At 71.5% G+C, this 23,707-nt stretch carries 26 protein-coding genes and 4 tRNA genes; 24 read left to right on the plus strand and 6 right to left on the minus strand.

Translation table 11 applies throughout. The annotated features are described in order from the left end of the window. Positions 1-55: 55 nt before the first annotated feature. The 13 genes from ACZ61E_RS03450 to ACZ61E_RS03510 all read left to right on the plus strand — a co-directional run bounded on the left by ACZ61E_RS03450 (position 56) and on the right by ACZ61E_RS03510 (position 12,292). A complete protein-coding gene (locus ACZ61E_RS03450; protein WP_023539403.1) occupies positions 56-457 on the plus strand; it encodes an NADH-quinone oxidoreductase subunit A in 402 nt (133 codons plus the stop codon). After that, positions 448-1,107 carry an NADH-quinone oxidoreductase subunit B gene (locus ACZ61E_RS03455; protein ID WP_469697208.1) on the plus strand — a complete coding sequence of 220 codons (660 nt, stop codon included), beginning with the start codon at positions 448-450 and terminating at the stop codon, positions 1,105-1,107. The genes ACZ61E_RS03450 and ACZ61E_RS03455 overlap by 10 nt, the downstream gene beginning before the upstream one ends. After that, the gene (locus ACZ61E_RS03460) at positions 1,104-2,603 is read left to right on the plus strand and encodes an NADH-quinone oxidoreductase subunit C (RefSeq protein ID WP_469697209.1); all 1,500 of its coding nucleotides are present in this window, start codon (positions 1,104-1,106) and stop codon (positions 2,601-2,603) included. Before ACZ61E_RS03455 ends, ACZ61E_RS03460 begins: the two co-directional genes overlap by 4 nt. Continuing rightward, positions 2,600-3,568, plus strand: coding sequence for a complex I subunit 1/NuoH family protein (locus ACZ61E_RS03465; protein ID WP_469697211.1), 969 nt, complete (start codon positions 2,600-2,602; stop codon positions 3,566-3,568). The genes ACZ61E_RS03460 and ACZ61E_RS03465 overlap by 4 nt, the downstream gene beginning before the upstream one ends. Beyond that, positions 3,569-4,138: a NuoI/complex I 23 kDa subunit family protein gene (locus ACZ61E_RS03470; RefSeq protein ID WP_469697213.1), complete on the plus strand. Its 570-nt coding sequence runs from the start codon at positions 3,569-3,571 to the stop codon at positions 4,136-4,138. Next, a complete protein-coding gene (locus ACZ61E_RS03475; RefSeq protein WP_469697215.1) occupies positions 4,135-4,695 on the plus strand; it encodes an NADH-quinone oxidoreductase subunit J family protein in 561 nt (186 codons plus the stop codon). Before ACZ61E_RS03470 ends, ACZ61E_RS03475 begins: the two co-directional genes overlap by 4 nt. Further along, entirely contained in the window at positions 4,695-5,117 is a 423-nt protein-coding gene (gene nuoK / locus ACZ61E_RS03480; RefSeq protein ID WP_469697217.1) for an NADH-quinone oxidoreductase subunit NuoK, read from the plus strand. The genes ACZ61E_RS03475 and nuoK overlap by 1 nt, the downstream gene beginning before the upstream one ends. Beyond that, positions 5,114-7,117 carry an NADH-quinone oxidoreductase subunit 5 family protein gene (locus ACZ61E_RS03485; protein ID WP_469697219.1) on the plus strand — a complete coding sequence of 668 codons (2,004 nt, stop codon included), beginning with the start codon at positions 5,114-5,116 and terminating at the stop codon, positions 7,115-7,117. Before nuoK ends, ACZ61E_RS03485 begins: the two co-directional genes overlap by 4 nt. Positions 7,118-7,144: 27 nt before the next feature. Further along, positions 7,145-8,725 carry a complex I subunit 4 family protein gene (locus ACZ61E_RS03490; protein ID WP_469697567.1) on the plus strand — a complete coding sequence of 527 codons (1,581 nt, stop codon included), beginning with the start codon at positions 7,145-7,147 and terminating at the stop codon, positions 8,723-8,725. Continuing rightward, complete coding sequence (locus ACZ61E_RS03495) at positions 8,722-10,317, plus strand: NADH-quinone oxidoreductase subunit N (RefSeq protein WP_469697221.1); 1,596 nt, start codon at positions 8,722-8,724, stop codon at positions 10,315-10,317. Before ACZ61E_RS03490 ends, ACZ61E_RS03495 begins: the two co-directional genes overlap by 4 nt. A 188-nt stretch (positions 10,318-10,505) precedes the next feature. Then, positions 10,506-11,369: a zinc metalloprotease HtpX gene (gene htpX, locus ACZ61E_RS03500; RefSeq protein WP_469697223.1), complete on the plus strand. Its 864-nt coding sequence runs from the start codon at positions 10,506-10,508 to the stop codon at positions 11,367-11,369. After that, a complete protein-coding gene (locus ACZ61E_RS03505; protein WP_469697224.1) occupies positions 11,366-11,758 on the plus strand; it encodes a YccF domain-containing protein in 393 nt (130 codons plus the stop codon). The genes htpX and ACZ61E_RS03505 overlap by 4 nt, the downstream gene beginning before the upstream one ends. Positions 11,759-12,022: 264 nt before the next feature. Continuing rightward, positions 12,023-12,292 carry a GlsB/YeaQ/YmgE family stress response membrane protein gene (locus ACZ61E_RS03510; RefSeq protein WP_469697225.1) on the plus strand — a complete coding sequence of 90 codons (270 nt, stop codon included), beginning with the start codon at positions 12,023-12,025 and terminating at the stop codon, positions 12,290-12,292. A gap of 75 nt (positions 12,293-12,367) precedes the next feature. Here ACZ61E_RS03510 and ACZ61E_RS03515 read toward each other — a convergent pair whose 3' ends face one another. Both ACZ61E_RS03515 and ACZ61E_RS03520 read right to left on the minus strand, forming a co-directional pair. Beyond that, positions 12,368-13,030 (minus strand): alpha-ketoglutarate-dependent dioxygenase AlkB family protein, encoded by a 663-nt coding sequence (locus ACZ61E_RS03515; protein WP_469697227.1) that lies wholly within the window; start codon positions 13,028-13,030, stop codon positions 12,368-12,370. Between the two features lie 147 nt (positions 13,031-13,177). Next, entirely contained in the window at positions 13,178-13,666 is a 489-nt protein-coding gene (locus ACZ61E_RS03520) for a YajQ family cyclic di-GMP-binding protein (RefSeq protein ID WP_164252294.1), read from the minus strand. A gap of 226 nt (positions 13,667-13,892) precedes the next feature. Here ACZ61E_RS03520 and ACZ61E_RS03525 point away from each other — a divergent pair. Next, positions 13,893-13,974 (plus strand) — tRNA-Tyr (locus ACZ61E_RS03525). Between the two features lie 76 nt (positions 13,975-14,050). On the opposite strand, the gene ACZ61E_RS03530 is transcribed toward ACZ61E_RS03525, so the two are convergent. Further along, complete coding sequence (locus ACZ61E_RS03530) at positions 14,051-14,710, minus strand: NAD(P)H-binding protein (protein WP_469697229.1); 660 nt, start codon at positions 14,708-14,710, stop codon at positions 14,051-14,053. A 101-nt stretch (positions 14,711-14,811) separates the two neighbouring features. After that, positions 14,812-16,056 (minus strand): amidohydrolase family protein, encoded by a 1,245-nt coding sequence (locus ACZ61E_RS03535; protein ID WP_469697231.1) that lies wholly within the window; start codon positions 16,054-16,056, stop codon positions 14,812-14,814. Positions 16,057-16,383: 327 nt separating this feature from the next. Between ACZ61E_RS03535 and ACZ61E_RS03540 the strand changes: the two genes are divergently transcribed. From ACZ61E_RS03540 to ACZ61E_RS03565, 6 genes are all read left to right on the plus strand, one after another. Further along, a tRNA-Thr gene (locus ACZ61E_RS03540) sits at positions 16,384-16,456 on the plus strand. 47 nt (positions 16,457-16,503) lie between these two features. Further along, positions 16,504-16,576 (plus strand) — tRNA-Met (locus tag ACZ61E_RS03545). Between the two features lie 89 nt (positions 16,577-16,665). Beyond that, positions 16,666-16,830, plus strand: coding sequence for a 50S ribosomal protein L33 (gene rpmG / locus ACZ61E_RS03550; protein ID WP_003956487.1), 165 nt, complete (start codon positions 16,666-16,668; stop codon positions 16,828-16,830). 119 nt (positions 16,831-16,949) lie between these two features. Then, positions 16,950-17,402, plus strand: a complete 453-nt coding sequence (locus ACZ61E_RS03555) for an FAS1-like dehydratase domain-containing protein (protein ID WP_469697232.1) — start codon at positions 16,950-16,952, stop codon at positions 17,400-17,402. Positions 17,403-17,407: 5 nt separating this feature from the next. After that, positions 17,408-17,836: a MaoC family dehydratase gene (locus tag ACZ61E_RS03560; RefSeq protein WP_469697234.1), complete on the plus strand. Its 429-nt coding sequence runs from the start codon at positions 17,408-17,410 to the stop codon at positions 17,834-17,836. A gap of 91 nt (positions 17,837-17,927) precedes the next feature. Continuing rightward, the gene (locus ACZ61E_RS03565) at positions 17,928-18,983 is read left to right on the plus strand and encodes a UDP-N-acetylmuramate dehydrogenase (protein WP_469697236.1); all 1,056 of its coding nucleotides are present in this window, start codon (positions 17,928-17,930) and stop codon (positions 18,981-18,983) included. 36 nt (positions 18,984-19,019) lie between these two features. Here the strand turns inward: ACZ61E_RS03565 and ACZ61E_RS03570 are convergent, their stop codons facing one another. Next, the gene (locus ACZ61E_RS03570) at positions 19,020-20,081 is read right to left on the minus strand and encodes an adenosine deaminase (protein ID WP_469697237.1); all 1,062 of its coding nucleotides are present in this window, start codon (positions 20,079-20,081) and stop codon (positions 19,020-19,022) included. 136 nt (positions 20,082-20,217) lie between these two features. Next, positions 20,218-21,444, minus strand: a complete 1,227-nt coding sequence (locus tag ACZ61E_RS03575; protein WP_469697239.1) for a pyridoxal phosphate-dependent aminotransferase — start codon at positions 21,442-21,444, stop codon at positions 20,218-20,220. 226 nt (positions 21,445-21,670) lie between these two features. Between ACZ61E_RS03575 and ACZ61E_RS03580 the strand changes: the two genes are divergently transcribed. The 4 genes from ACZ61E_RS03580 to rplK all read left to right on the plus strand — a co-directional run bounded on the left by ACZ61E_RS03580 (position 21,671) and on the right by rplK (position 23,695). Continuing rightward, a tRNA-Trp gene (locus ACZ61E_RS03580) sits at positions 21,671-21,743 on the plus strand. Between the two features lie 108 nt (positions 21,744-21,851). After that, the gene (gene secE, locus ACZ61E_RS03585) at positions 21,852-22,142 is read left to right on the plus strand and encodes a preprotein translocase subunit SecE (protein WP_469697241.1); all 291 of its coding nucleotides are present in this window, start codon (positions 21,852-21,854) and stop codon (positions 22,140-22,142) included. Positions 22,143-22,222: 80 nt separating this feature from the next. Beyond that, positions 22,223-23,059, plus strand: a complete 837-nt coding sequence (gene nusG, locus ACZ61E_RS03590) for a transcription termination/antitermination protein NusG (RefSeq protein ID WP_469697243.1) — start codon at positions 22,223-22,225, stop codon at positions 23,057-23,059. Positions 23,060-23,260: 201 nt separating this feature from the next. After that, the gene (gene rplK, locus ACZ61E_RS03595) at positions 23,261-23,695 is read left to right on the plus strand and encodes a 50S ribosomal protein L11 (protein WP_164252306.1); all 435 of its coding nucleotides are present in this window, start codon (positions 23,261-23,263) and stop codon (positions 23,693-23,695) included. The last annotated feature ends 12 nt before the right edge of the window (positions 23,696-23,707 follow it).

Below are 23,707 nucleotides of genomic sequence, written 5' to 3' on the forward strand. Positions count from 1 at the left end.
TGCGTACGGATCACGGACCAGATGCCGGGAACACGATCGGCGGAGCGAGGGGCGGGTGACGGACGTGCCGGAACCGACCGTTCTCGCGTCGGAGTACTTCCAGAGCTATTCGGTGGTCGGACTGCTCGCGGTCGTCGGCGTGCTCTTCGTCGCCGTGGCCTTCGGGGCGGGCCGGCTGCTGCGGCCGGTGGTACCGACGCCCGAGAAGCTGCTCACGTACGAATGCGGCGTCGACCCGGTCGGCGAGGGCTGGGCACACACACAGGTCCGCTACTACGTCTACGCCTTCCTGTACGTCATCTTCGCCGTCGACTCGATCTTCCTCTTCCCGTGGGCGACGGTCTTCGCGGCCCCGGGGTACGGCGCGACGACGCTCGTCGAGATGTTCATCTTCCTCGGCTTCCTGGCCGTTGGACTGCTCTACGCATGGAAGAAGGGCGTCCTGGAATGGACGTGACCCCCACCGCTCCGGCAGCCGCCGGCCCGGCGCCCGCGCCGGTCGCGCTGCCCGAACCGCAACGCCTCGGCGTGCTCTCCCGCCTGGCGCCCCAACCGATGAAGGTGGTCCTCAACTGGGGCCGCCGCTACAGCCTCTGGGTCTTCAACTTCGGACTCGCCTGCTGCGCCATCGAGTTCATCGCCGCGTCGATGGCCCGGCACGACTTCATCCGGCTCGGGGTCATCCCTCTGGCGCCGGGCCCGCGCCAGGCCGACCTGATGGTCGTGTCCGGCACGGTGACGGACAAGATGGCGCCGGCGGTGAAGCGGCTGTTCGAGCAGATGCCCGAGCCCAAGTACGTGATCTCCTTCGGCGCCTGCTCCAACTGCGGTGGCCCGTACTGGGACTCGTACTCCGTCACGAAGGGCGTCGACCAGATCATCCCGGTCGACGTCTACGTACCGGGCTGCCCGCCGCGGCCCGAGGCGCTGCTCCAGGGAATCCTCAAGCTCCAGGAGAAGATCGCCCGCGAGTCGCTCGGCAGCCGTTACGGCTCCGGGGGCCACCGGCCCGGCACGGCCGAGCTGCGCAGCGGGCTGGTCGAGGCGCCGCCGACGCCGACCGGGACGGCGCCGGGGACTTCGACACCGGGGGAGAACGCCCGATGACTCCGGACACCCCGGACTCGGCGGACACTGCGGCGGCTTCGCCGACTCCGGCGACTCCGGCGGCTTCCGGCGCGTACGACCGGCTGCCCGGCGACGTCGCGGAGATCTTCGGCGCGGACGCCACGGCGGAGCGCGCGTACGACCTCCTGACGGTGGACGTCCCCGCCGCCGACTGGCTGACCGCGCTCGAAACGGCCCGTGACGTGCTGGGGTGCACGTACTTCGACTGGCTGAGCGCCGTCGACGAACCGGGCACCGGTTTCCGCGTCGGCGCGCACGTCGCTTCGGTCGAACCCCGTTCCGTGCGGCGGCTGTTGATCCGTACGACGGTCCCGCACGAGGCCGCCGAGCTGCCGACCGCGCTCGGGGTCTACGCGGGGGCGGGCTGGCACGAGCGCGAGACGTACGAGATGTTCGGCATCTCCTTCACCGGCCACCCCAACCTGGTGCACCTGCTGCTGCCCGAGACCTTCGAAGGGCACCCGCTGCGCAAGGACTTCGTCCTCGCGGCGCGGGTCGCGAAGGCCTGGCCGGGCGCGAAGGAGCCGGGCGAGTCGGCGCCGGGTCACGCGGGCCCCAAGCGCCGCCAGATGCTGCCGCCGGGCGTACCGGACCCGAACGAATGGGGCCCGCTCAAGGGCCAGCTGCCCCCGGCCCCCGCCCGCCCGGCCCGCACCCCGCGCGGGGCGGGCGACCGCCCGCCCCGCCGCACCCGCAGCGTCACGGAGGGCTCCGCGACCCAGCAGCCGGCGAAGCCCACGGCAGCCCCCTGGCACACCCCGCCCCCAGCCACCGAAGAGCCCCCGCCGCCCACCGGGACGACCTCCCGTCCGAGACCGACCCCGGGCACGGCTCCGGCCGCCGCCGAGCCGAAGCCCGACTCGTCGCCCATGCCGGAGGGCGGGTCGGCGGGCGAGGCCGATCGTGGGCCGGCGCCGGAGGCGGAACCCGCGCCTGCCTCGGAGCGGACTCCGGACGCCGAAGCGACGCCCGGTTCCGGGACGGGGTCCAAGCGCGTGTCCGCGCCGGAAGGCGGGTCAGCGGCCACTTCGGACGCCGATCACGGCCCGGCGCCCGAGGCGGGGCCCAAGGCCACGCACGCCTCGGAGGCGGCTCCGGACACCGGAGCCAAACCCGATTCGTCGTCCGCGCCGGAGAACAATCCGGGAGCCTCGGCGCCGCCGGGTTCCAAGCCGTCCTCCCGGCCGACACCGGCTGCCGGGGTGGAGCCCGCGCCGGAAGCGGCGCCCGGTTCCGGGACGGAGCCCAAGCCCGCGTCCACGCCGGAGGGCGGGTCGGCGGGCGAGGCCGGAGCGGAGGCCGATCACGGCCCGGCGCCGGAGGCGGGGCCCGCGCCTGTCTCGGAGCGGACTCCGGACGCCGAAGCGGCGCCCGGTTCCGGGACGGGGTCAGAGCCTGAGCCCGCGCCGGAAGGCGATGCCGGAGAGCGGCCCGCGGGTGGGGCCGGGCCCGGGCGAACCGGAGGAGACGCGTGAACGACGTGCTCGACGTCGCCGTTCGGCTGGTCATCGTCTTCGTCGCCTTCCTCGCCCTTCCCCTCGTCGTCGGGCAGACCGAGCACAAGGTCATGGCCCATATGCAGGGCCGTCTCGGGCCCATGTACGTCGGCGGGTTCCACGGCTGGGCCCAACTCGTCGCCGACGGCGTGAAGTTCGCGCAGAAGGAGGACATCGTCCCGGCCGCCGCCGACCGGCGGATCTTCCAGCTCGCCCCGGCCGTCGCCCTGTTGCCCTACCTCCTCGTACTGGTCGTCATCCCGATCGGCCCCCAGGAGGGCGCGGTCGGCGAGGTCGTCGACGCCGGCATCTTCTTCGTGCTCGCCGTGATGGGCGTCGGTGTCCTCGGGTCGCTCATGGCCGGCTGGGCCTCGGCCAACAAGTTCTCCCTGCTCGGCGGTCTGCGGACCGCCGCCCAACTGCTCGCGTACGAGCTGCCGATGCTGCTCACCGCCGCCTCCGTCGCGATGGCCGCCGGCACCGTCTCCCTGCCCGGCATCCTCAACGCCTTCGAGTGGTGGTGGGTGCCCTGGCAGATCGTCGGCGCGCTCGTCTTCTTCGTCGCCGGTCTCGCCGAACTCCAGCGCCCTCCCTTCGACATGCCGGTCGCCGACTCCGAGATCATCTTCGGCGCCTACACCGAGTACACGGGCCTGCGCTTCGCGCTGTTCCTGCTCGCCGAGTACGCGGGCATCGTCGTCCTGTGCGGACTGACCACCGTCCTGTTCCTCGGCGGCTGGCACAGCCCCTTCGGCGGTGACGGCCTCGGCTGGCTCTGGACCCTCCTCAAGACGTTCCTCCTCGCCTTCGTCGTCATCTGGCTGCGCGTCAGCTATCCGCGGCTCCGTGAGGACCAGCTCCAGAAGCTCGCCTGGACCGTCCTCATCCCCCTCGCCCTCGCCCAGATCGCCCTCACCGGCATCGTCAAGGTGGTGATCCAGTAAGTGCCTCCCATCCCCGGCAGCGGCCTGGCCAAGGGGCTGGCCGTCACGCTTCGTACGATGACCAGGAAGTCCGTCACCGCGCGGTACCCGGACACCCAGCCCGAACTCCCGCCCCGCAGCCGGGGCGTGATCGGACTCTTCGAGGAGAACTGCACGGTCTGCATGCTCTGCGCCCGTGAGTGCCCCGACTGGTGCATCTACATCGACTCCCACAAGGAGACGCTCCCCGCCGCCGCCCCCGGCGGCCGCGAGCGCAGCCGCAACGTCCTCGACCGGTTCGCCATCGACTTCTCGCTCTGCATGTACTGCGGCATCTGCATCGAGGTCTGTCCCTTCGACGCGCTCTTCTGGTCACCTGAGTTCGAGTACGCCGAGACGGACATCCTCGAACTCACCCATGAGCGCGACAAACTCCGCGAATGGATGTGGACCGTGCCGGCCCCGCCCGCCCTCGACCCACGTGCCGAGGAGCCGAAGGAGATCGGCGCCGCCCGCAAGACGGCCGACAAGCTCGCGGCCGCCCAAGCGGCGGAGGCCGCTGCCACCCAGGAGCGGGAGGCCGGCGAGTGACCCCCCTCGCGGCAGACCCCGGCTTCCTGTCCCCGACCGGTGTCGAGATCGCCTTCGTCCTCGTCGGCCTCGTCACGCTCGGCGCGGCCGTCATCACCGTCACCACCAAGCAGCTGGTGCACGCCGCGCTCTGGCTCGTCGTCGCGCTCGGCGGCCTGGCCGTCGAATACCTGCTGCTGACCGCCGAGTTCATCGCCTGGGTGCAGGTGCTGATCTACATCGGTTCCGTCGTCGTCCTCCTGCTCTTCGGGCTGATGCTGACGAAGGCGCCCATCGGCCGTTCCCCGGACGCGGACTCCGAACACCGTGGCGTCGCGCTCGCGGTGGCCGTGGCGGCTGCCGCCGCGCTGGTCTGGGTGGTCGTCGACGCGTTCCGTACGACGTGGATCGATCTCGACGGCCCCGCCCAGGGATCCACCGGGGTCACCGGCCAGATCCTCTTCCGGCACTGGGTGCTGCCCTTCGAAGCGCTCTCCGTCCTGCTGCTCGCCGCGCTCATCGGCGCGATCGTCCTGTCCCGCAAGAGCGAGGCGGCTCGCGGCAAGGAGCAGCGCTGATGCATCTCGCCTACCCCGCCGTACTCGCGGCGCTGCTCTTCTGCACCGGTCTGTACGGGGTGCTCGCCCGCCGCAACGCGATCCTCGTGCTGATGTCCGTCGAGCTGATGCTCAACGCCGTCAATCTCAACCTCGTCGCCTTCGACGTGTGGCTGCGCGACACCCTGCACGCGGGCCAGGCCCTCACCCTCTTCGTGATCGCCATCGCCGCCGCCGAGATCGGCATCGGTCTGGCGATCGTCCTGATGGTCTACCGCAACCGGGGGACCTCCGACGTCGACCGGCTCCGCGACAGCGTCGAGAGCGACGCGACCGACGAGGCCGCGGCCCGGTCCGTCGCCGCCCGGTCCACCGCGACCGGCTCCGCCGAAGCCGGGGCCGAAGCCGGCGCCCCGGCGAAGAATGCTGAGGCCACCGCGTGACCACGACCACCCTCGCCGTCCTCGTCCCGCTGCTGCCGTTCCTCGGCGCGGTCGCCGGACTGCTCCTCGGCCGCGGTGCCCCCGGATTCGTCCGGCCCCTGGCCGTCCTGCCGTCGCTCGCCGCCGCCGTACTCGCCGCGCTCGTCGCCGTACGGCAGAGCGACGGGCACGGCACCGGCGCACCGCTCGACGCCGCGACCCGGCTCACCCCGACCGGCTCGGTCCCGATCGATCTGGCCCTCTACATCGACGGCTTCGCCGCCCTCGTCGCGATCCTCGTCGCGGTCGTCGCGACATGCGTGCAGATCTACTCGACCGGCTATCTGCGTGCCGACCCGCGCTACCCCTCGTACGCCGCCCTCGTCTCCCTCTTCACCTCCGCGATGCTGCTCGTCGTCTACTCCGGCGACCTGATGGTGCTGCTGGTCGGCTGGGAGATCATGGGCATCTGCTCGTACTTCCTCGTCGGGCACTACTGGGAGACGCCCGAGGCGCGCGCCGCCTCCCTGAAGGCGTTCCTCGTCACCAAGCTCGGCGATGTCCCCTTCCTGCTCGGCCTGTTCGCGCTCGCCGTCGACACCGGCACGTTCCGGATCACGGGCGTCCTGAGCGCCGTCGCGGACAACGGGCTCGACCACCCCACCCTGATCGCCCTGCTGCTGATCGCCGGTGTCGCGGGCAAGTCGGCCCAGTTCCCGCTGCACACCTGGCTGCCCGACGCGATGGCCGGCCCCACCCCCGTCTCCGCGCTGATCCACGCGGCGACGATGGTCGCCGCCGGTATCTACTTCGTGGCCCGCCTCCTCCCCGTCTTCGCCGCCTCCGCCGCCGCCCTGGTGGTGCTCGCCGTGCTGGCCGCGATCACCATGGTCGGCTCCGCGATCGCCGCCCTCGCGCAGGACGACATCAAACGCGTCCTCGCCTACTCGACCATCGGCCAGCTCGGCTACATGTCGGGCGCGCTGGCCGTGGGCGACCGGGGCGCGGCCGTCTTCCACCTCATCTCGCACGGCGCCTTCAAGGCGCTCCTCTTCCTCGGCGCCGGCGTGATCATCCACGCCGCCGGCACCAACTCGCTCGCCGCCATGTCCCGGATGGGCGGGCTCGCCAAACGCGTCCCCGACGCCTACTGGACGATGACGATCGCGCTCCTCGCGCTCGCCGCCATCCCGCCGTTCGCCGGCTTCTTCTCCAAGGAAGCCGTTCTCGTCGCCGCCGAGCACACCGCGCTCGGCGAGTCGGGCATCGCCCCGGACGCCGCCGGCTGGACCGTGCTGGTCGCCGGCCTGCTCACCGCCCTGCTCACCGCCGCCTACGCGACCCGCCTGTGGCTCCTCGCCTTCCGGGGCCGGGGCGCCGAGGCCGCCGACCACGGCAAGCAGCCCCTGTCGATGAACGCCGTGCTGTGGGTCCTCGCCGTCCCCTCACTCGCCTTCGGTCTGACCGTCGGCGTCATCGCCCCCTGGCTGGGCGCCCACAGCCTCGCCCCGACACTCACCACCTCCGTACTCGGCACCGGCGTCGCCCTCGTCGGCGGACTGATGACCTACGGCAGCTGGAGCCACACCACGGCGCTCGCCGCCCGCACCCCCATCGGGGCCGTCGCCGCGCACCCGGACGCCGAACCCGCCCTCACCGAGGTCGAGGCCATGGCCAGCCACACCGCCGCCTACGGCGACATCGCCTCGGCCCCCGACCCCGCGGACCCCGGCCGGCTCCTGCTCGGCAGGCTCCACCCGCACGCCGCCGCGGGCTTCCACCTGGACGCCGTCTACCGCACCCTCTTCCAACGCCCGGTCCAGGGCGCGGCCCGGCTGGTCCGCTTCCTCGACCGCGAGGTCGTCGACACCTACGTACGCGGGGCGGGCACCGGCACACGCTGGCTCGGCGCCGCCGTACGCGGCGCGCAGACCGGCAATGTGCAGACCTACCTGGGCGCCCTGCTCGCCGGAACGGTCGTCCTCGCGATCGCCGCCGTACTCGTCGCCGCCGGAGCGTGAGCCGTGACCGATATCAGCCCGTCCGTGATGCAGCTCCTCCTCGCGTTCATCGTCGCCGCCCCCCTGCTCGGCGCGGTGACCGCGCTGCTCCCCGCCCCGCCCGGACTCCGGGGCACCGGCCCCGGCCAGGCCGTACTGCGCCACGGTGTGACGGTGACCGGCGCGATCCTCGTCGCCGCGATCGTCCTCGCGCTCGGCTTCGACCACGACCAGCCGTCGAAGATGCAGGCCACGACGGACATCAGCTGGATCCCCGCACTCGACGTGCGGATCCACCTCGGCATCGACGGCATCTCCCTCCCCCTTCTGGTCCTGACCGCGCTCCTGACCTTCCTCTGCGCGCTCTACAGCTACTTCAAGCCCCCGGCCGGGCCCTCCCCGAAGGCATTCGTCGCCCTGCTGCTCGTCCTCGAATCCGGCACCCTCGCGACCTTCGCCGTCCTCGATCTGCTGCTGTTCTTCCTGGCCTTCGAGATGGTGCTCATCCCGATGTACTTCCTCATCGCCCGCTGGGGCGGTGCCGGGCGGCAGGCCGCCGCCTGGAAGTTCATTCTCTACACGCTGCTCGGCTCCGTGGTCATGCTGCTCGGCCTGCTGCTCGTCGGTCTTCACGCGGGCACATTCGACATGGTGGCACTCGCCACTGACAACGGCCGTGGGCTCAGCTCGTTCGTGCAGGTCACAGCCGTTCTGGCGATCGGGGTCGGCCTCGCGGTCAAGACCCCGATGTGGCCGTTCCACAGCTGGCTCCCGGACGCCCACACCGCCGCCCCGACCGTCGGGTCCGTCCTCCTCGCCGGGGTCCTGCTCAAGATGGGTACGTACGGGTTCGTCCGTATCGTCCTGCCGATCGCGCCCGACGGGATGCGGACCTTCGCGCCGTACCTCGCCGCCTTCGCCGTCGTCGGCATCATCTACGGCTCCCTGGCCTGCCTCGCGCTCGCCCGGCAGGGCGCGGGAGGCGACCTCAAGCGCCTCATCGCCTACTCTTCCGTCGGCCACATGGGCTTCGTACTCCTCGGCATCGCGTCCATGACCCCCACCGGTGTCAACGGCGCCCTCTTCGCCAACGTCGCCCACGGCCTCATCACCGGCCTGCTCTTCTTCCTGGTCGGAGCGCTCAAGGACCGCTACGGCACCGCCGACCTGGACACCCTCGCCGGCGCCACCGGCGCGGCGCTGTACGGCCGCGCACCGCGCCTCGGCGGGCTCCTCGCCTTTGCCGCCGTCGCCTCCCTCGGCCTGCCCGGCCTCGCCGGATTCTGGGGCGAGATGCTCGCGATGTTCGGTGCCTTCGACCCCGCCGACGGCCTCAGCCGCCCCGCCTTCATCACCTTCACGGCGATCGCCTGCTTCGGCACCCTGCTCACCGCCGCCTACCTGCTGATCGTGGTCCGCCGGGTCTGCATGGGCGCGCACCCCCAGCAGATCACCGAGCCCGAGGAACAGCGGGAGCCGCTGCCCGAACTCGCCGACGTCCAGGGCTACGAACTCGCCGCCTGGACCCCGCTCGTCGCCCTCACCGTCCTCGCCGGCCTCTGGCCCGCCGTCCTCCTCGGCCTCACCGACCCGGCCGTGCAGAAGCTCCTCGCAGGAGGCAAGTCGTGACCGTGGCCGCTGCCCAGGGCGCCGCCGCCGGCGCCAGCCTCGTCCAGTCCGTCGACTGGCTCGCGATCGCGCCCCCGGCCCTCACCGCCGTCGTCGCCCTCGCCGTCCTGGTCGCCGACCTGTTCGTCCCGGAACACCGCAAGCCGCTCCTCGGTGTCCTGTCCGTCGCCGGCCTCGCCGCCGCGCTCCTCCTGCTGATCCCCATCCGGGCGGGCGACCGGTCCACCTTCTGCCTGACGGCGGACGCCGACGTGTGCAGCTACACCGCCGACCACTTCACCCTCGTCATCCAGCTCCTGGTGCTCGGCGGCGCCCTGCTGACCGCGCTGCTCTCCGTCAGCGAACTCGGCGGCGCCAAGAGGCTCCCGGCGGGCGAGTTCTGGTTCCTGCTGCTCTCCTCGGCGGCCGGCGCCGCCCTGCTGCCCGCCGCACGCGATCTGGCGACCCTCGTCGTCGCCCTGGAGGTCGCCACCCTCCCCGCCTTCGCGCTGGTCGGCCTCAAGCGCGGCGACCGGCTCTCCTCCGAGGCGGCGCTGAAGTTCTTCCTCTCCTCCGTGGCGGCCACCGCCGTCATGCTGCTGGGCGTCAGCTTCGTGTACGCCACCACCGGCACCCTGCACCTCACCGAGATCGCCACCCGGCTCGACGACGTCCCCGGAGCGCTGGACACCCTCGCCTCCGCCGGTGTCGCCCTCACCCTCGTCGGCTTCGCCTTCAAGGCCGCCGCCGCGCCCTTCCACTTCTGGGTCCCCGACACCTACGTCGGCGCGCCCCTGCCCGTCGCCGCCTACCTCTCCGTCGTCAGCAAGGCCGTCGGCTTCTCCGGCCTGATCCTGGTGACGGTCATCGCCTTCCCGAGCCATTCCGGCACATGGGGCCCCGTCGTCGCCGTACTCGCCGCGCTCACCATGACCGCCGGCAACGTCGCCGCCCTGCGCCAGCCCGCCACGCGCGCGTGGAGCGCGGTACGCCTCCTCGCGTGGTCGTCCGTCGCCCAGGCCGGCTATCTGCTGGTCCCGGTCGCGGCGGCGGCGTACGCCGGGACCGACCAGATCGGCTCCACCGTCGCGTACGCCCTGATGTACGCCGTCGTGAACCTCGGCGCCTTCGCCGTCGCCGCCCTGGTGGCCCGTACGAAGCCCCTGAACCGCCTCGCGGACTACCGCGGCCTCGCCTCCGAGCGCCCGCTCGTGGCGCTCGCCATGGGCTTCTTCCTGCTCTGCCTGGCCGGACTGCCACCCGGTGTCGTCGGCCTCTTCGCGAAGGTCACGGTCTTCTCGTCCGCCGTGGACGCGGGGCTCGGCTGGCTGGCCGTCGTGATGAGCGTCAATGTCGTCATGGCGCTCTACTACTACCTCCAGTGGACGGCCGTCCTCTTCCGCGCCCCGGAGACGGCAGCGGAGGAAGCCCCCGAGACCGCCGCGACGACGCCCCGGGCCGCCGGGCCCGCCCCCCGGCCCGCCGGCGCCCCGGCGCCGCGCCCCGCCCCCGTCCCGGTACTCGCCGCGATCTGCCTGACCACCGCCGTGGGCATCGCCCTGTCGGGAGCGCCCCAGCTCGTCCTTCGCTTCGCCGCGGAGAGCCTCTTCTGAGGCGCGCCGCGCGCCGCGGACCCCTCCACCCCGTCCCGCACCGCCACCCGTACGGCGTACGGCCCCGTGCGGGCGCGCCGGGGAACCCGTGACCCCCGCCTGGCGTTGACCAGTGAGTAAGGGTCCACTGGAGGGTGGAGCGACGTCACGTAGAGGGTTCCCCTGCCGCACGATTTGGAGGGCGTTCCGTGCACCGCCGGCACAACGGGTTGAGGACCGCCGCCCTCCTCGGGGGACTGTCCGCGCTCATCATCGCCATCGGCAGCGTCTTCGGCCGGACGGGGCTGATCGTCGCGGTCGTCGTCGCCCTGGGCACGAACGCGTACGCGTACTGGAACAGCGACAAGCTGGCCCTGCGTGCCATGCGCGCCCGCCCGGTCAGCGAGTTCGAGGCGCCGAAGCTCTACCGCATCGTGCGCGAGCTCTCCACGACCGCGCGCCAGCCGATGCCACGGCTCTACATCTCACCGACGCAGGCCCCGAACGCGTTCGCCACCGGCCGCAACCCCCGGAACGCGGCCGTCTGTTGTACGGACGGCATCCTCCAGATCCTCGACGAACAGGAGCTGCGCGGAGTCCTCGGGCACGAGCTGAGCCATGTCTACAACCGCGACATCCTCATCTCCTCGGTCGCCGGCGCCCTCGCCTCCGTCGTGATGTTCCTGGTGAACTTCGCCTGGCTCATTCCCATCGGCCGCTCGGACGACGACGAGGGGCCCGGCCTCGTCGGCATGCTGCTGGTGATGCTCCTCGGCCCGCTGGCCGCCTCCGTGATCCAGCTCGCGGTGAGCCGCTCCCGCGAGTACGAGGCGGACGCGTCGGGCGCCCAGCTCACCGGTGATCCGTTGGCCCTCGCCAGCGCCTTGCGTAAGCTTGAAGCAGGCACCAAACAGCTGCCGTTGCCGCCAGAGCCACGGATCGAGACGGCGAGCCATCTGATGATCGCCAACCCCTTCCGGCCGGGGCAGGGTGTGTCGAAACTGTTTTCCACGCATCCGCCGATGGCGGAGCGCATCGCCCGACTAGAGCAGATGGCAGGTCGACGCCCATGAAGACAATCCTCAACATCATCTGGCTCGTTTTCAGCGGCTTCTGGCTGTTCCTCGGCTACGTGTTCGCGGGACTGCTCCTGTGCGTCACGATCATCGGCATCCCCTTCGGTGTCGCCGCGTTCCGGATCGCCGTCTACGCCCTGTGGCCGTTCGGCTACACGACGGTGGAGCGGACCGACGCCGGGTCGCCGTCGTTCGTCGCGAATGTCCTGTGGCTGATTCTCGCGGGCTGGTGGCTCGCGCTCGGCCACATCTTCACCGGGATCGCCCTGTGCGTGACGATCATCGGTATCCCGCTGGGAATCGCGAACTTCAAGCTGATCCCCGTCTCCCTGCTGCCCTTCGGCCGCGAGATCGTCCGTACGGACCAGGCGTTCGCGGGCTGGTGACCGGAGCCGTGCCGTCCGGCACGGTGTGCGGCCCCCTGCGGCAGGCCCGGCAGCGCCGTGGCCTGCCGTCTTCGCGCATGCCCGGCCCGAAGCGGGGTAGTTGATCTCCCGGGCCGGCCCGCCCCGCGCCGTCCCGCCGCCCACCGTGAGACGTGCTCCGCAACCGCGTGGCGCCCTCCGGGCGTCCTTCCGTACAGATCACGGCACCACCCCGCGCCGAACACCGCAGGCCGCGGAGCACCGCACGAAAGGCAGGACCACGGCATGACCATCATCGGCTGGCTCGTCCTCGGACTCCTCGCCGGAGCCGTCGCCAAGATCCTGCTGCCCGGCCGTGACCCGGGCGGTCTGGTCGGCACGACCCTCATCGGCATCGCCGGCGCCTTCATCGGCGGCTGGATATCGTCCCGCTGGCTGGACCGCGAGATCACCAGCGACTTCTACGACGGCGCCACCTGGGCGGCGGCGATCGGCGGCTCACTGGTGCTGCTGATCATCTACCGCATCCTCTTCGGCCACTCCCGCTCCCGCTGACCGCCCACCGGCCCCCGCCGGCTCCCTCGCCCGCCGGCCGACCGGCCACCGCCCGCCGCTTTCCGCCGGAACGCGTCAGTCCGCGGCGAGCCCGGTCTCGCGCAACGTGATGTTCAGCCGCCCGGCGCGCATCCCGCTCGCCGGGTCGGCCGTCCCCGGATACACCTTGGGGACGGCGTGGTACGCGAGCCGCGACGGCCCGCCGAAGACGAAGAGATCGCCGGACTCCAGCTCGACATCCGTATAGGGACGCGTCCTGGTCCGTGTGTTGCCGAAGCGGAAGACACAGGTGTCACCGATGCTCAGCGACACCACGGGCGCCCGGGACTTCTCGTCCTTGTCCCGGTGCATGCCCATCCTGGCCGCGCCTTCGTAGAAGTTGACGAGCGCGGTGTCCGGCGCGTAGCCCGCCCCGGCCCCTTCCCCGTACGCCTCGTCGACCGCCGCGCGCCCCAGCTCCGCGAGCCACCCGGGAAACGGCGCGACCCGCGCCCCGTTCACATCCCCGGCGGTTCGGGTGTAGCGGTACGGCTGCCAGTGCCACCCCAGACAGACCGTCCGTACGGACATCACGCCCCCGCCCGGCAACTCCGTGTGCCGCATCGGCACCGGCCCCCGCGCCCACTCCCGGCAGGACTCCACCAACTCCCGCTGCCGCGCCGGATCCAGCCACCCCGGCACATGCACCGCCCCGTCGCCGACGACGGCACGGCCCCGCGGGAACAACGCCCCACTCATGCCCGCACCTCCGCTCCCGCCGCCCCGTCGCTGTCGCCGTCGGCGGACGTCATGGACACCCGCCCCGCCCGCACCGCCGTCCCCGCGCCCGGACAGCGGGCGCGACGACGGCCGTGCGGGTCCGCCGGGCCGACCGGAGGCCGGTGCTCAGCGGTAGTTCACGTACTGGAGCGCGAAGTCGAAGTCCTGCCCCTTCAACAGCGCCTGTACGGCCTGGAGATCGTCCCGGCTCTTCGAGCTGACCCGCAGCTCGTCGCCCTGCACGAGCGCCTTGACGCCCTTGGGGCCCTCATCACGGATGATCTTGGCGACCTTCTTCGCGTTCTCCTGGGAGATGCCCTCCTCGATGGAGGCGAAGATCTTGTACTCCTTGCCGGACTGCTGCGGCTCGCCCGCGTCCAGCGCCTTCAGCGAGATGCCCCGCTTGATCAGCTTGGACTGGAAGACGTCGAGGATGGCGTTGACCCGCTCCTCGGTGTTGGCCTGCATAAGGATCTTCTCGCCGGACCAGGCGATCGAGGCTCCGACGTTCTTGAAGTCGTACCGCTGGGAGACCTCCTTCGCGGTCTGGTTGAGGGCGTTGTCGACCTCCTGCCGCTCGACCTTCGAGACGATGTCGAAACTGGAGTCGGCCATGTCCTGTGGCTCCTTGGATCGGGTGTCGGAAAGGGTGCCGCGACTGACGCCGCGGCTGATGCCGAAAGTACGGGCGGGCTCCCGGCCCGCTTCCGTAAAGCCTAGTCATCTCCACCCCCTCCCGGCCTGATCAATCCGGTGGCGGAGCACCCCCGCGCATCGGGTATCGTTTACGTCGTCGCCACGGAGGAGCGCACACAGCGCCCACCCCGAGGCGGCATCCCATGGCGGTGTGCCCGAGTGGCCAATGGGAGCGGACTGTAAATCCGCCGGCTTAGCCTTCCCAGGTTCGAATCCTGGCGCCGCCACACGGAGATGATGGCCCCCGGGCCGCGGAGACGCGGACCGGGGGCCATCTCCCTTTCCGTCGCCCGGCCGTTTCCGTCAGACGGCGGAGCCGGAGTCCCGCACCGCCTCCGCCACCGGCACCGCGCCGCTGATCAGTTCCAGCGTCAGGCCCACCGTCGCCGGCGCCTCCACCAACTCGGCCAGCGCGGCGGCCACATCGTCCCGCGGCACCGGTCCGCGACCCGTCGACGGCGCGAGGTTCACCAGGCCCGTGCCCGCGTCGTTCGTGAGCATCCCCGGCCGCAGGACCGTCACGTCGAGTCCCTCCTTGGACAGGACGTACGCGTCCGCCGCCCCCTTGGCACGCAGGTAGTGGTCGAAGACCTCGTCGCCCGGGTGGTCCGGGTCGGCGCCCATGGACGAGACGATCACATAGCGCCGTACGCCGGCCCGTTCCGCGGCGTCGGCGAAGAGGACCGCCGCGCCCCGGTCGACGGTGTCCTTGCGCTCCGTGGTGCTGCCCGGTCCCGCCCCGGCCGCGAAGACGGCCGCGTCGGCACCCTCCAGCGCCGCCGCGGTCTCCTCCGGCGAGGCCGACTCCAGGTCGAGCACGACCGCTTCGGCGCCCGCCCTGCGCAGCTCCTCCGCCTGTTCGGGGCCGCGGATGATCCCCGCGACCTCGTGGCCGCGCGCGGCGAGCAGCCGCTCCAGCCGCAGCGCGATCTGACCGTGTCCTCCGGCAATGACAATTCGCATGCTCACGACCGTACGTCCGACAGGCCGTCAGCGCGCACGCACCGCCTCCGTAGGAGGAGCCGTTCCCGCCGCCCGTCCCCCGTCCGCCCGGTGCCACCCGCTCACGCCCCCGGCTCCGGCCGTGCCTGCCGCCCCTGCCGCGGCAGGTCCAGCGCCGCGGCCCCGGCCGGATCGCAGTACTCGCGCACGGCGTTCGTCCGGGCCACCACCCGGCCCCGGTGGATGACGATCCTGCTGTACGCCAGCGACAGCACCCCCTCCAGCCGCTCGCCGCGCACCGCGAGCAACTCGGCGGGAAAGCCCGCCTCCACCCGTACCTCCGGCAGCCGCATCGCCTCCCGCGCGCCCGCGCTCACCGCGTCGTACGCCTCCGCCGCCCGCAGCCCTCCCTGGGAGGCGAGCAGATACGCCGCCTCCAGCGGATCCCCGCGTCCCACCGGGTTCGCCGCGTCCCGTACGGCGCCGCTGCCCGCCGCCACCCGTACCCCGGCGGCCCGCAGCAGCCGTACGGGCGCCACGCCCCGCTGCTCCGCGCCGCCGCACCGGCCCTGGGGCAGACAGACGACCGTCACCCCCGCCGCCGCCAGCCGGTCGGCGGCCCGGCCCGCGGTGTCCGCCGGCAGCCGCGACAGCCCGGCGCAGGGACCGACCGTGACCCCGGGCCGCAGCCCGCCGGCCATCGCCGCGAGCCGCGTCAGCCGGGCCGGGTCGCCCGCGTCCGTATGGAGGTCGACGGGACAGCCGTGCTCGGCGGCGACGGTCAGCACCGCTTCCACGTATCCGGCCGGATCGGGGTCGAGGTCCGGGCAGCCGCCCACCACGTCCGCGCCCAGCTTCACCGCGTCCCGCAGCATCGCCAGCCCGTCGGCGCCCGCGTTCCCGGTCAGCAGGCGCGGTACGGCCACCACCGTCAGATCGCCGAGCCCGCGCAGCGAACGCCGTGCCTGGAGCACCGCCTCCAGAGGAGCCAGTTCCCGCGCGTCACCGACGCGCACATGGGTGCGCAGCGTCGTCGCCCCGTGCCCGACCTGGAGCAGCGCGGCCTCGGTGGCGCGGCGCCGGACGTCCTCGGGGTCGTACGAGACGGGCCCGTCCGGTGCGACGGCGCTCAGCGCGGTGTCGCTGTGCGCGTGCGGCTCGGCGGGGGCGGGCAGCAGCAGGTGTCCGTCGAGGTCCAGGCACGCGCCCGGCGAGGCGAGGCTGCCTGCCGTGCCGACTGCCTCGATACGGCCGCCGTTCAGCCGTACGTCGACGGCGCGGCCGTCGGTGAGCCGGGCCCCGCGCAGCAGCAGCGCGGTGGCGTTCGCCGTGACGCCGTCCGGCGGCTGCGGCTGGCTGTCGGGCATCGCGCTCCTGGGTGGGCTCCTGGCGGGGGGCGGAGGGCTCCGGCGTGCAAGATCACGCGGGGTGGGACGAGCCTAGAGGCGCCCCGGGCACCCTTCGAGGAGGAAGGAAATAGTCATACCGGCGTGGCCCTGAGTGGTGTAAGGAACACCCCGCGTCCCCTGTCCCAGCGGGCCTCCGCCCCTGATCGGGACCCCCGGCGAGGGCGTCCCGAGGCGTCGCCAATCCCCGTCCGCCGCCCGCCCCGAGACGGAAGGGACAGGTGGGACGAGAGGCCGGGAAACGGATTTGGGCGAACGGCGACGGACCGTGTAATGTCTTCATCGCTCGCCCCAATAGCTCAGTCGGTAGAGCGTCTCCATGGTAAGGAGAAGGTCTACGGTTCGATTCCGTATTGGGGCTCTGGTGTCCGGCGCTCCTCGCCCTCGGGCGAGGGGATCCGACATCACAGCGGTGTAGCTCAGTCGGTAGAGCAAGCGGCTCATAATCGCTGTGTCACCGGTTCAAGTCCGGTCACCGCTACACACGGTAGCCGATGGTGGGGGCGATCCTTCGATCGGCTACTCTTTTATGCGTTAACCCGTCAATCTGTCCGTCCAAGGAGCACTCACGTGGCTGCCACCGACGTCCGCCCGAAGATCACGCTGGCCTGCGTGGAGTGCAAGGAGCGGAACTACATCACCAAGAAGAACCGGCGCAACAACCCGGACCGTCTTGAGATGAAGAAGCACTGCCCCCGCTGCAACTCGCACACGGCTCACCGCGAAACGCGCTGACCCAGGCTCGTACCCGAGGCCGTCCCCTTAACGGGGGGCGGCCTCGTGTCGTTTGCCGGGCCCCGTACATAGTTGTGCACCAATTCATCAGGGCAGTCTCATCAGGAGGTAACGAGTCCATGGCGCTCGACCAGTCCTTCGTCGGGCGGAGCTATCCGCCCACCGAGCCGTACGAGGTGGGCCGGGAGAAGATCCGCGAGTTCGCCGAGGCGGTGGGTGACGGCAATCCGGCGTACGCCGACCCGGACGCGGCGAAGGCGCTCGGCCACCTGGACGTGATCGCCCCGCCGACCTTCGTCTTCGCGATCACCTTCAAGGCGGCGCGGGACGTCATCGCGGACCCGCAGCTGGGTCTCGACTACGACCGGGTCGTGCACGGCGACCAGAAGTTCGCGTACACCCGGCCCGTCCGGGCGGGCGACCGGCTGACCGTCACCTCGACCATCGAGGCGATCAAGTCCATGGCGGGGAACGACATCCTCGACGTCCGCGGCGAGGTGCACGACGAGACGGGCGCGCACGTCGTGACCGCCTGGACGAAACTGGTGGCGCGCGGCGCCGAGGGGGAGTGACACCGATGGCCACGCAGATCGCCTACAAGGACGTCGAGGTCGGCACGGAGCTGCCGGCCGCGGTCTTCCCGGTGACCCGGGACACCCTGGTGCGGTACGCCGGGGCGTCGGGTGACTTCAACCCGATCCACTGGAACGAGAGGTTCGCGCTGGAGGTCGGTCTGCCCGACGTCATCGCGCACGGCATGTTCACCATGGCCGCGGCGGTCCGGGTGGTGACCGACTGGGTGGGGGACCCGGGGGCCGTCGTCGAGTACGGCGTCCGCTTCACCAGGCCCGTCGTGGTGCCCAACGACGACAAGGGCGCGGTCGTCGAGGTGAGCGCCAAGATCGGCGACAAGCTCGACGACAACCGTGTGCGGGTGGACCTGACGGCGACCAGCGAGGGCAAGAAGGTGCTGGGGATGTCCCGCGCCGTCGTCCAGCTGGCCTGACGGCCGGCCGGGGGCGTTCGAAGCCCCTCCGCCCCCCACCCGTTCGGATCCGGGGACGAGCCGTCCCCGGATCCGAACGTACTCTTGTGCCGTGCAGGAACTCCACGACGCCCCCCTCGCCCCCCTGACCACCTTCCGCCTCGGCGGCCCCGCCACCCGGCTGATCACCGCGACCACCGACGCCGAGGTCGTGGCGGCCGTGCGCGAGGCGGACGACGCGGGCACACCCCTCCTGGTCATCGGCGGCGGCAGCAATCTGGTCATCGGCGACAAGGGCTTCGACGGCACCGCCCTGCGGATCGCGACACGTGGCTTCGACCTCTCCGGCACGGCGCTGGAACTGGCCGCCGGCGAGACCTGGACCGACGCCGTCGCCCAAACCGTCGAGGCCGGGCTCGCGGGCATCGAGTGCCTGGCCGGCATCCCCGGCTCAGCCGGCGCCACGCCGATCCAGAACGTGGGGGCGTACGGCCAGGAGGTCTCCAGCACCGTCACCGAGGTCGTCGTCTACGACCGCACCACCCGCGAGACCCTGACCCTCACCAACGCCGAGTGCGCCTTCTCGTACCGCCACAGCCGCTTCAAGGAGCACCCCGAGCGCCATGTCGTCCTGCGCGTGCGGTTCGCGCTGGAGGACGCGGGCGGGCTCTCGGCCCCGCTCAAGTACGCCGAGACCGCCCGTGCCCTCGGTGTCGAGCCCGGCGACCGGGTCCCGGCCGCCACCGCCCGCGAGACCGTCCTCGGCCTGCGCGCGGGCAAGGGCATGGTGCTCGACCCGGCGGACCACGACACCTGGTCGGCCGGCTCCTTCTTCACCAACCCGATCCTCGACGACGCCCGGTTCGCGGCGTTCCTCGCCCGCGTGTCCGAGCGGCTCGGCCCGGACGTCGCACCGCCCGCGTTCCCGGCGGGGGACGGCCGCACGAAGACCTCGGCGGCGTGGCTGATCGACCGCGCGGGCTTCACCAAGGGGTACGGCACGGGCCCGGCGCGCATCTCCACCAAGCACACGCTCGCCCTGACCAACCGGGGCGACGCCACCACCGAGGACCTGCTGGCGCTCGCCAGGGAGGTCGTCGAGGGGGTACGCGAGACCTTCGGGATCACCCTGGTCAACGAGCCGGTGACGGTGGGCGTCAGCCTCTGAGGCCCCGCCACCGGAGCCGGCCGGCCCTCCGCCCCGTCAGCCGCCCAGCAGCCAGTCGTCGATCCCCGCCAGCAGTTTCTCCTGTGTCCCGGCCGGCGCGGCCGAGCCCCGGACGGACTGGCGGGCCAGCTCGGCCAGCTCGGCGTCCGTGAACGCGTGGTGCGTGCGCACCAGTTCGTACTGCGCCGCCAGCCGCGAACCGAACAGCAGCGGGTCGTCGGCGCCCAGCGCCATCGGCACCCCCGCGTCGAACAGGGTCCGCAGGGGTACGTCGGCGGGCTTCTCGTACACCCCCAGCGCCACGTTCGACGCCGGGCACACCTCACAGGTCACCCCGCGCTCGGCCAGCTTGCGCAGCAGCCGCGGATCCTCGGCCGCCCGTACGCCGTGCCCGACCCGGGTCGCCCGCAGATCGTCCAGGCAGTCCCGTACGGACGAGGGCCCGCTCAGCTCACCGCCGTGCGGCGCGGCGAGCAGGCCGCCCTCCCTGGCGATCGCGAAGGCCCGGTCGAAGTCCCGTGCCATGCCCCGGCGTTCGTCGTTCGACAGGCCGAATCCGACGACGCCCCGGTCCGCGTACCGCACGGCGAGCCGGGCCAGTGTGCGGGCGTCCAGGGGATGCTTCATCCGGTTCGCCGCCACCACGACGCGTATGTCGAGCCCGGTGTCCCTGGCCGCCGTCTCCACGGCGTCCAGGATGATCTCCAGCGCCGGGATCAGTCCGCCGAGCAGCGGGGCGTACGAGGTGGGGTCGACCTGTATCTCCAGCCACCCGGAGCCGTCCCTGACGTCCTCCTCGGCGGCCTCGCGCACCAGCCGCTGGATGTCCTCGGGGGAGCGCAGACAGGACCGGGCGATGTCGTAGAGCCGCTGGAAGCGGAACCAGCCCCGTTCGTCGGTCGCGCGCAGTTGGGGCGGCTCGCCGCCCGTCAGGGCGTCCGGGAGGTGGACGCCGTACTTGTCGGCGAGCTCCAGCAGCGTCGTCGGCCGCATCGAGCCGGTGAAGTGCAGATGCAGGTGGGCCTTCGGCAAGAGGCGTATGTCACGGGTGGCGCGGGTGGCGCTGTCGTCACGCGGGGGGCCGGAAACGTTCTCCATCCATGGATCTTGCCGTACTCGGCCGGACTCCGGGAGTCCCTTTCCACCTTCGGGTGGTTGCCCGAACGGAAGAACGGGCCCCCGGACGGCACCGGGGACCCGTTCTCCTCATCCGTTCGCGCTCGGCCGCCTACGCTCAGTCGCGGGCCTCGGCCAGCAGCTTCTGGAGCCGGGCCACACCCTCGACCAGGTCCTCGTCGCCCAGCGCGTACGACAGCCGCAGATATCCCGGCGTCCCGAATGCCTCACCCGGCACGACCGCCACCTCGGCCTCCTCCAGGATCAGCGTGGCGAGGTCCACCGAGCTCGCCGGGCGCTTGCCGCGGATCTCCTTGCCGAGCAGCGCCTTCACCGACGGGTAGACGTAGAAGGCGCCCTCGGGCTCGGGGCAGACCACGCCTTCGATCTCGTTGAGCATCCGGACGATGGTGCCCCGACGCCGGTCGAAGGCGACCCGCATCTCGTCCACCGCGTCGAGGCTGCCGGTGAGGGCGGCGAGCGCGGCGGCCTGCGAGACGTTCGCCACGTTCGACGTCGCGTGCGACTGGAGGTTGGTCGCGGCCTTCACCACGTCCTTGGGGCCGACGATCCAGCCCACCCGCCAGCCGGTCATCGCGTACGTCTTGGCGACACCGTTGACCACGACGCACTTGTCGCGCAGCTCGGGCACGACCGCGGGCAGCGAGGTGAACTCGGCGTCCCCGTAGACGAGGTGCTCGTAGATCTCGTCCGTCATGACCCACAGGCCGTGCGACACGGCCCAGCGGCCGACGGCCTCGGTGTCCTCGCGGCTGTAGACGGCGCCGGTCGGGTTGGAGGGCGAGACGAAGAGGACGACCTTCGTACGCTCCGTGCGCGCCGCCTCCAACTGCTCGACGGAGACCCGGTAGCCGGTGGTCTCGTCGGCCACGACCTCCACCGGGACACCGCCGGCCAGCCGGATCGACTCGGGGTACGTCGTCCAGTACGGCGCCGGCACGATGACCTCGTCGCCCGGGTCGAGGATCGCGGCGAACGCCTCGTAGATCGCCTGCTTGCCGCCGTTGGTCACCAGGACCTGGGCGGGGTCGATCTCGTAACCGGAGTCGCGCAGCGTCTTGGCGACGATGGCGGCCTTGAGCTCGGGGAGCCCGCCGGCCGGGGTGTAGCGGTGGTACTTCGGGTTGTGACAGGCCTCGCTCGCGGCCTCGACGATGTAGCCGGGCGTCGGGAAGTCGGGCTCGCCCGCACCGAAGCCGATCACCGGCCGGCCCGCGGCCTTGAGGGCCTTGGCCTTGGCGTCGACGGCGAGGGTGGCGGACTCGGAGATTGCGCCGACTCGGGCGGAGACCCGGCGCTCGGTCGGAGGGATTGCAGCGCTCATGCGGGCCATGGTCCCAGACCCTCCGCGAGCCGAGCACAGGTGTTTCGCCGACCGGACAGCCCGCGGACGGAGAGTGGACAGGTTCTGACAAGACCCGGTCCGGTGTTACCTGTTCGACGCCGGGCGCCCGAGCACGTACACTCACTGGTCGTTGGCCCTCATCCGCCACCACCGATCCGCACACGCCGTGCTTCCGGTCGGATGCGGTAGGTTGGGGAAAACGCAAAGGGTCGTAGCTCAATTGGTAGAGCACTGGTCTCCAAAACCAGCGGTTGGGGGTTCAAGTCCCTCCGGCCCTGCTACACACTCCTCCGCCAGGATGTGTGCGCATGTACGTACTTCAAAAGCACTGCCGTGCGGCTCCACCGGGCGCGGCGCGGCCACGATCCGGAATCAGGTGAGAGAGCGTGACGGACGCCGTGGGCTCCATCGACAAGCCTGATGCTGACGATGACGAGACCGCAGAGTCGGGCAAGAAGACCCGCAAGGGTGGCAAGCGCGGCAAGAAGGGCCCGCTGGGCCGTCTCGCGCTCTTCTACCGTCAGATCGTCGCGGAGCTGCGCAAGGTCGTCTGGCCGACTCGCAACCAGCTGACGACCTACACGACAGTCGTGATCGTATTCGTCGTCGTCATGATCGGTCTGGTGACCGTGATGGACTTCGGCTTCCAGAGAGCGGTCAAGTACGTCTTCGGCTAGAGCCGCGGAGACGGAGGGCGCCCACAGGCGTCCCTTTCCGCATGTTCCACCCATCGTGAAGCCAGGAAGAAGCAGCCAACGTGTCTGACCCGAAACTGAACGACGCCAACGAGGCGGTCGAGTCCCGTGCGGACGAGACCGACATCGTCGAGGCGGCGGACGCTGTCGAGCCAGACCAGGCCGAAGCCGCTGACGCCGAGGCCGGCGAGCCGGCCGAGGAGTCGGCGCTGCACGTCGAGGACGAGGACGAGGCCGCCGGGGACGGCGACGCCGAGCCCGCCGAGGAGCCCGCCGCCGCGGCCGACCCGGTCGCCGCGCTCCGCGAGGAGCTGCGCGGGCTGCCCGGCGAGTGGTACGTCATCCACACGTACGCGGGCTACGAGAAGCGCGTGAAGGCCAACCTGGAACAGCGCGCCGTCTCGCTCAACGTCGAGGACTTCATCTACTCGGCCGAGGTGCCCGAGGAAGAGATCGTCCAGATCAAGAACGGCGAGCGCAAGAACGTCCGCCAGAACAAGCTCCCGGGCTACGTCCTGGTGCGGATGGACCTGACGAACGAGTCCTGGGGTGTCGTACGGAACACCCCCGGCGTCACCGGCTTCGTCGGCAACGCCTACGACCCGTACCCGCTGACGCTGGACGAGATCGTCAAGATGCTCGCCCCCGAGGCCGAGGAGAAGGCCGCGCGCGAGGCGGCCGAGGCCGAGGGCAAGCCGGCACCGTCCCGCAAGGTCGAGGTCCAGGTGCTGGACTTCGAGGTCGGCGACTCGGTCACCGTCACCGACGGTCCGTTCGCGACGCTCCAGGCGACGATCAACGAGATCAACCCCGACTCCAAGAAGGTCAAGGGCCTCGTCGAGATCTTCGGTCGCGAGACTCCGGTCGAGCTGAGCTTCGACCAGATCCAGAAGAACTGACGCGCGGTTCCGCGCGCCCGTAAGCCACTTCCGGCCAGGTCAGACAGGCTCTCGCAGCGGCGGTTCGCCCGCCCGTGGGAGAAGGTCTGACCTGCTCGGTTTTTGGCCGTGCAGCAGTACCCGTTATCGTTGCGCGGTATGCCCGCATCCGGATGACCCGGGCGGCGGGCGAGAAACTCTCACTAGGACCCGGAGAGAGCAATGCCTCCCAAGAAGAAGAAGGTCACGGGGCTCATCAAGCTCCAGATCCAGGCCGGCGCGGCCAACCCGGCTCCGCCGGTCGGTCCCGCGCTGGGCCAGCACGGCGTCAACATCATGGAGTTCTGCAAGGCCTACAACGCCGCGACCGAGTCGCAGCGTGGCATGGTCGTGCCGGTGGAGATCACGGTCTACGAGGACCGCTCCTTCACCTTCATCACCAAGACTCCGCCGGCCGCGAAGCTGATCCTCAAGGCCGCGGGTGTGGACAAGGGCTCCGGCGAGCCGCACGTCAAGAAGGTCGCCAAGCTCACCCGTGAGCAGGTCCGTGACATCGCCACGACCAAGATGCCCGACCTGAACGCCAACGACCTGGACGCCGCCGAGAAGATCATCTCCGGCACCGCCCGTTCGATGGGCATCACGGTCGAGGGCTGAGAACGGCCCGGC

Source organism: Streptomyces sp. NPDC104581 (assembly GCF_055583685.1).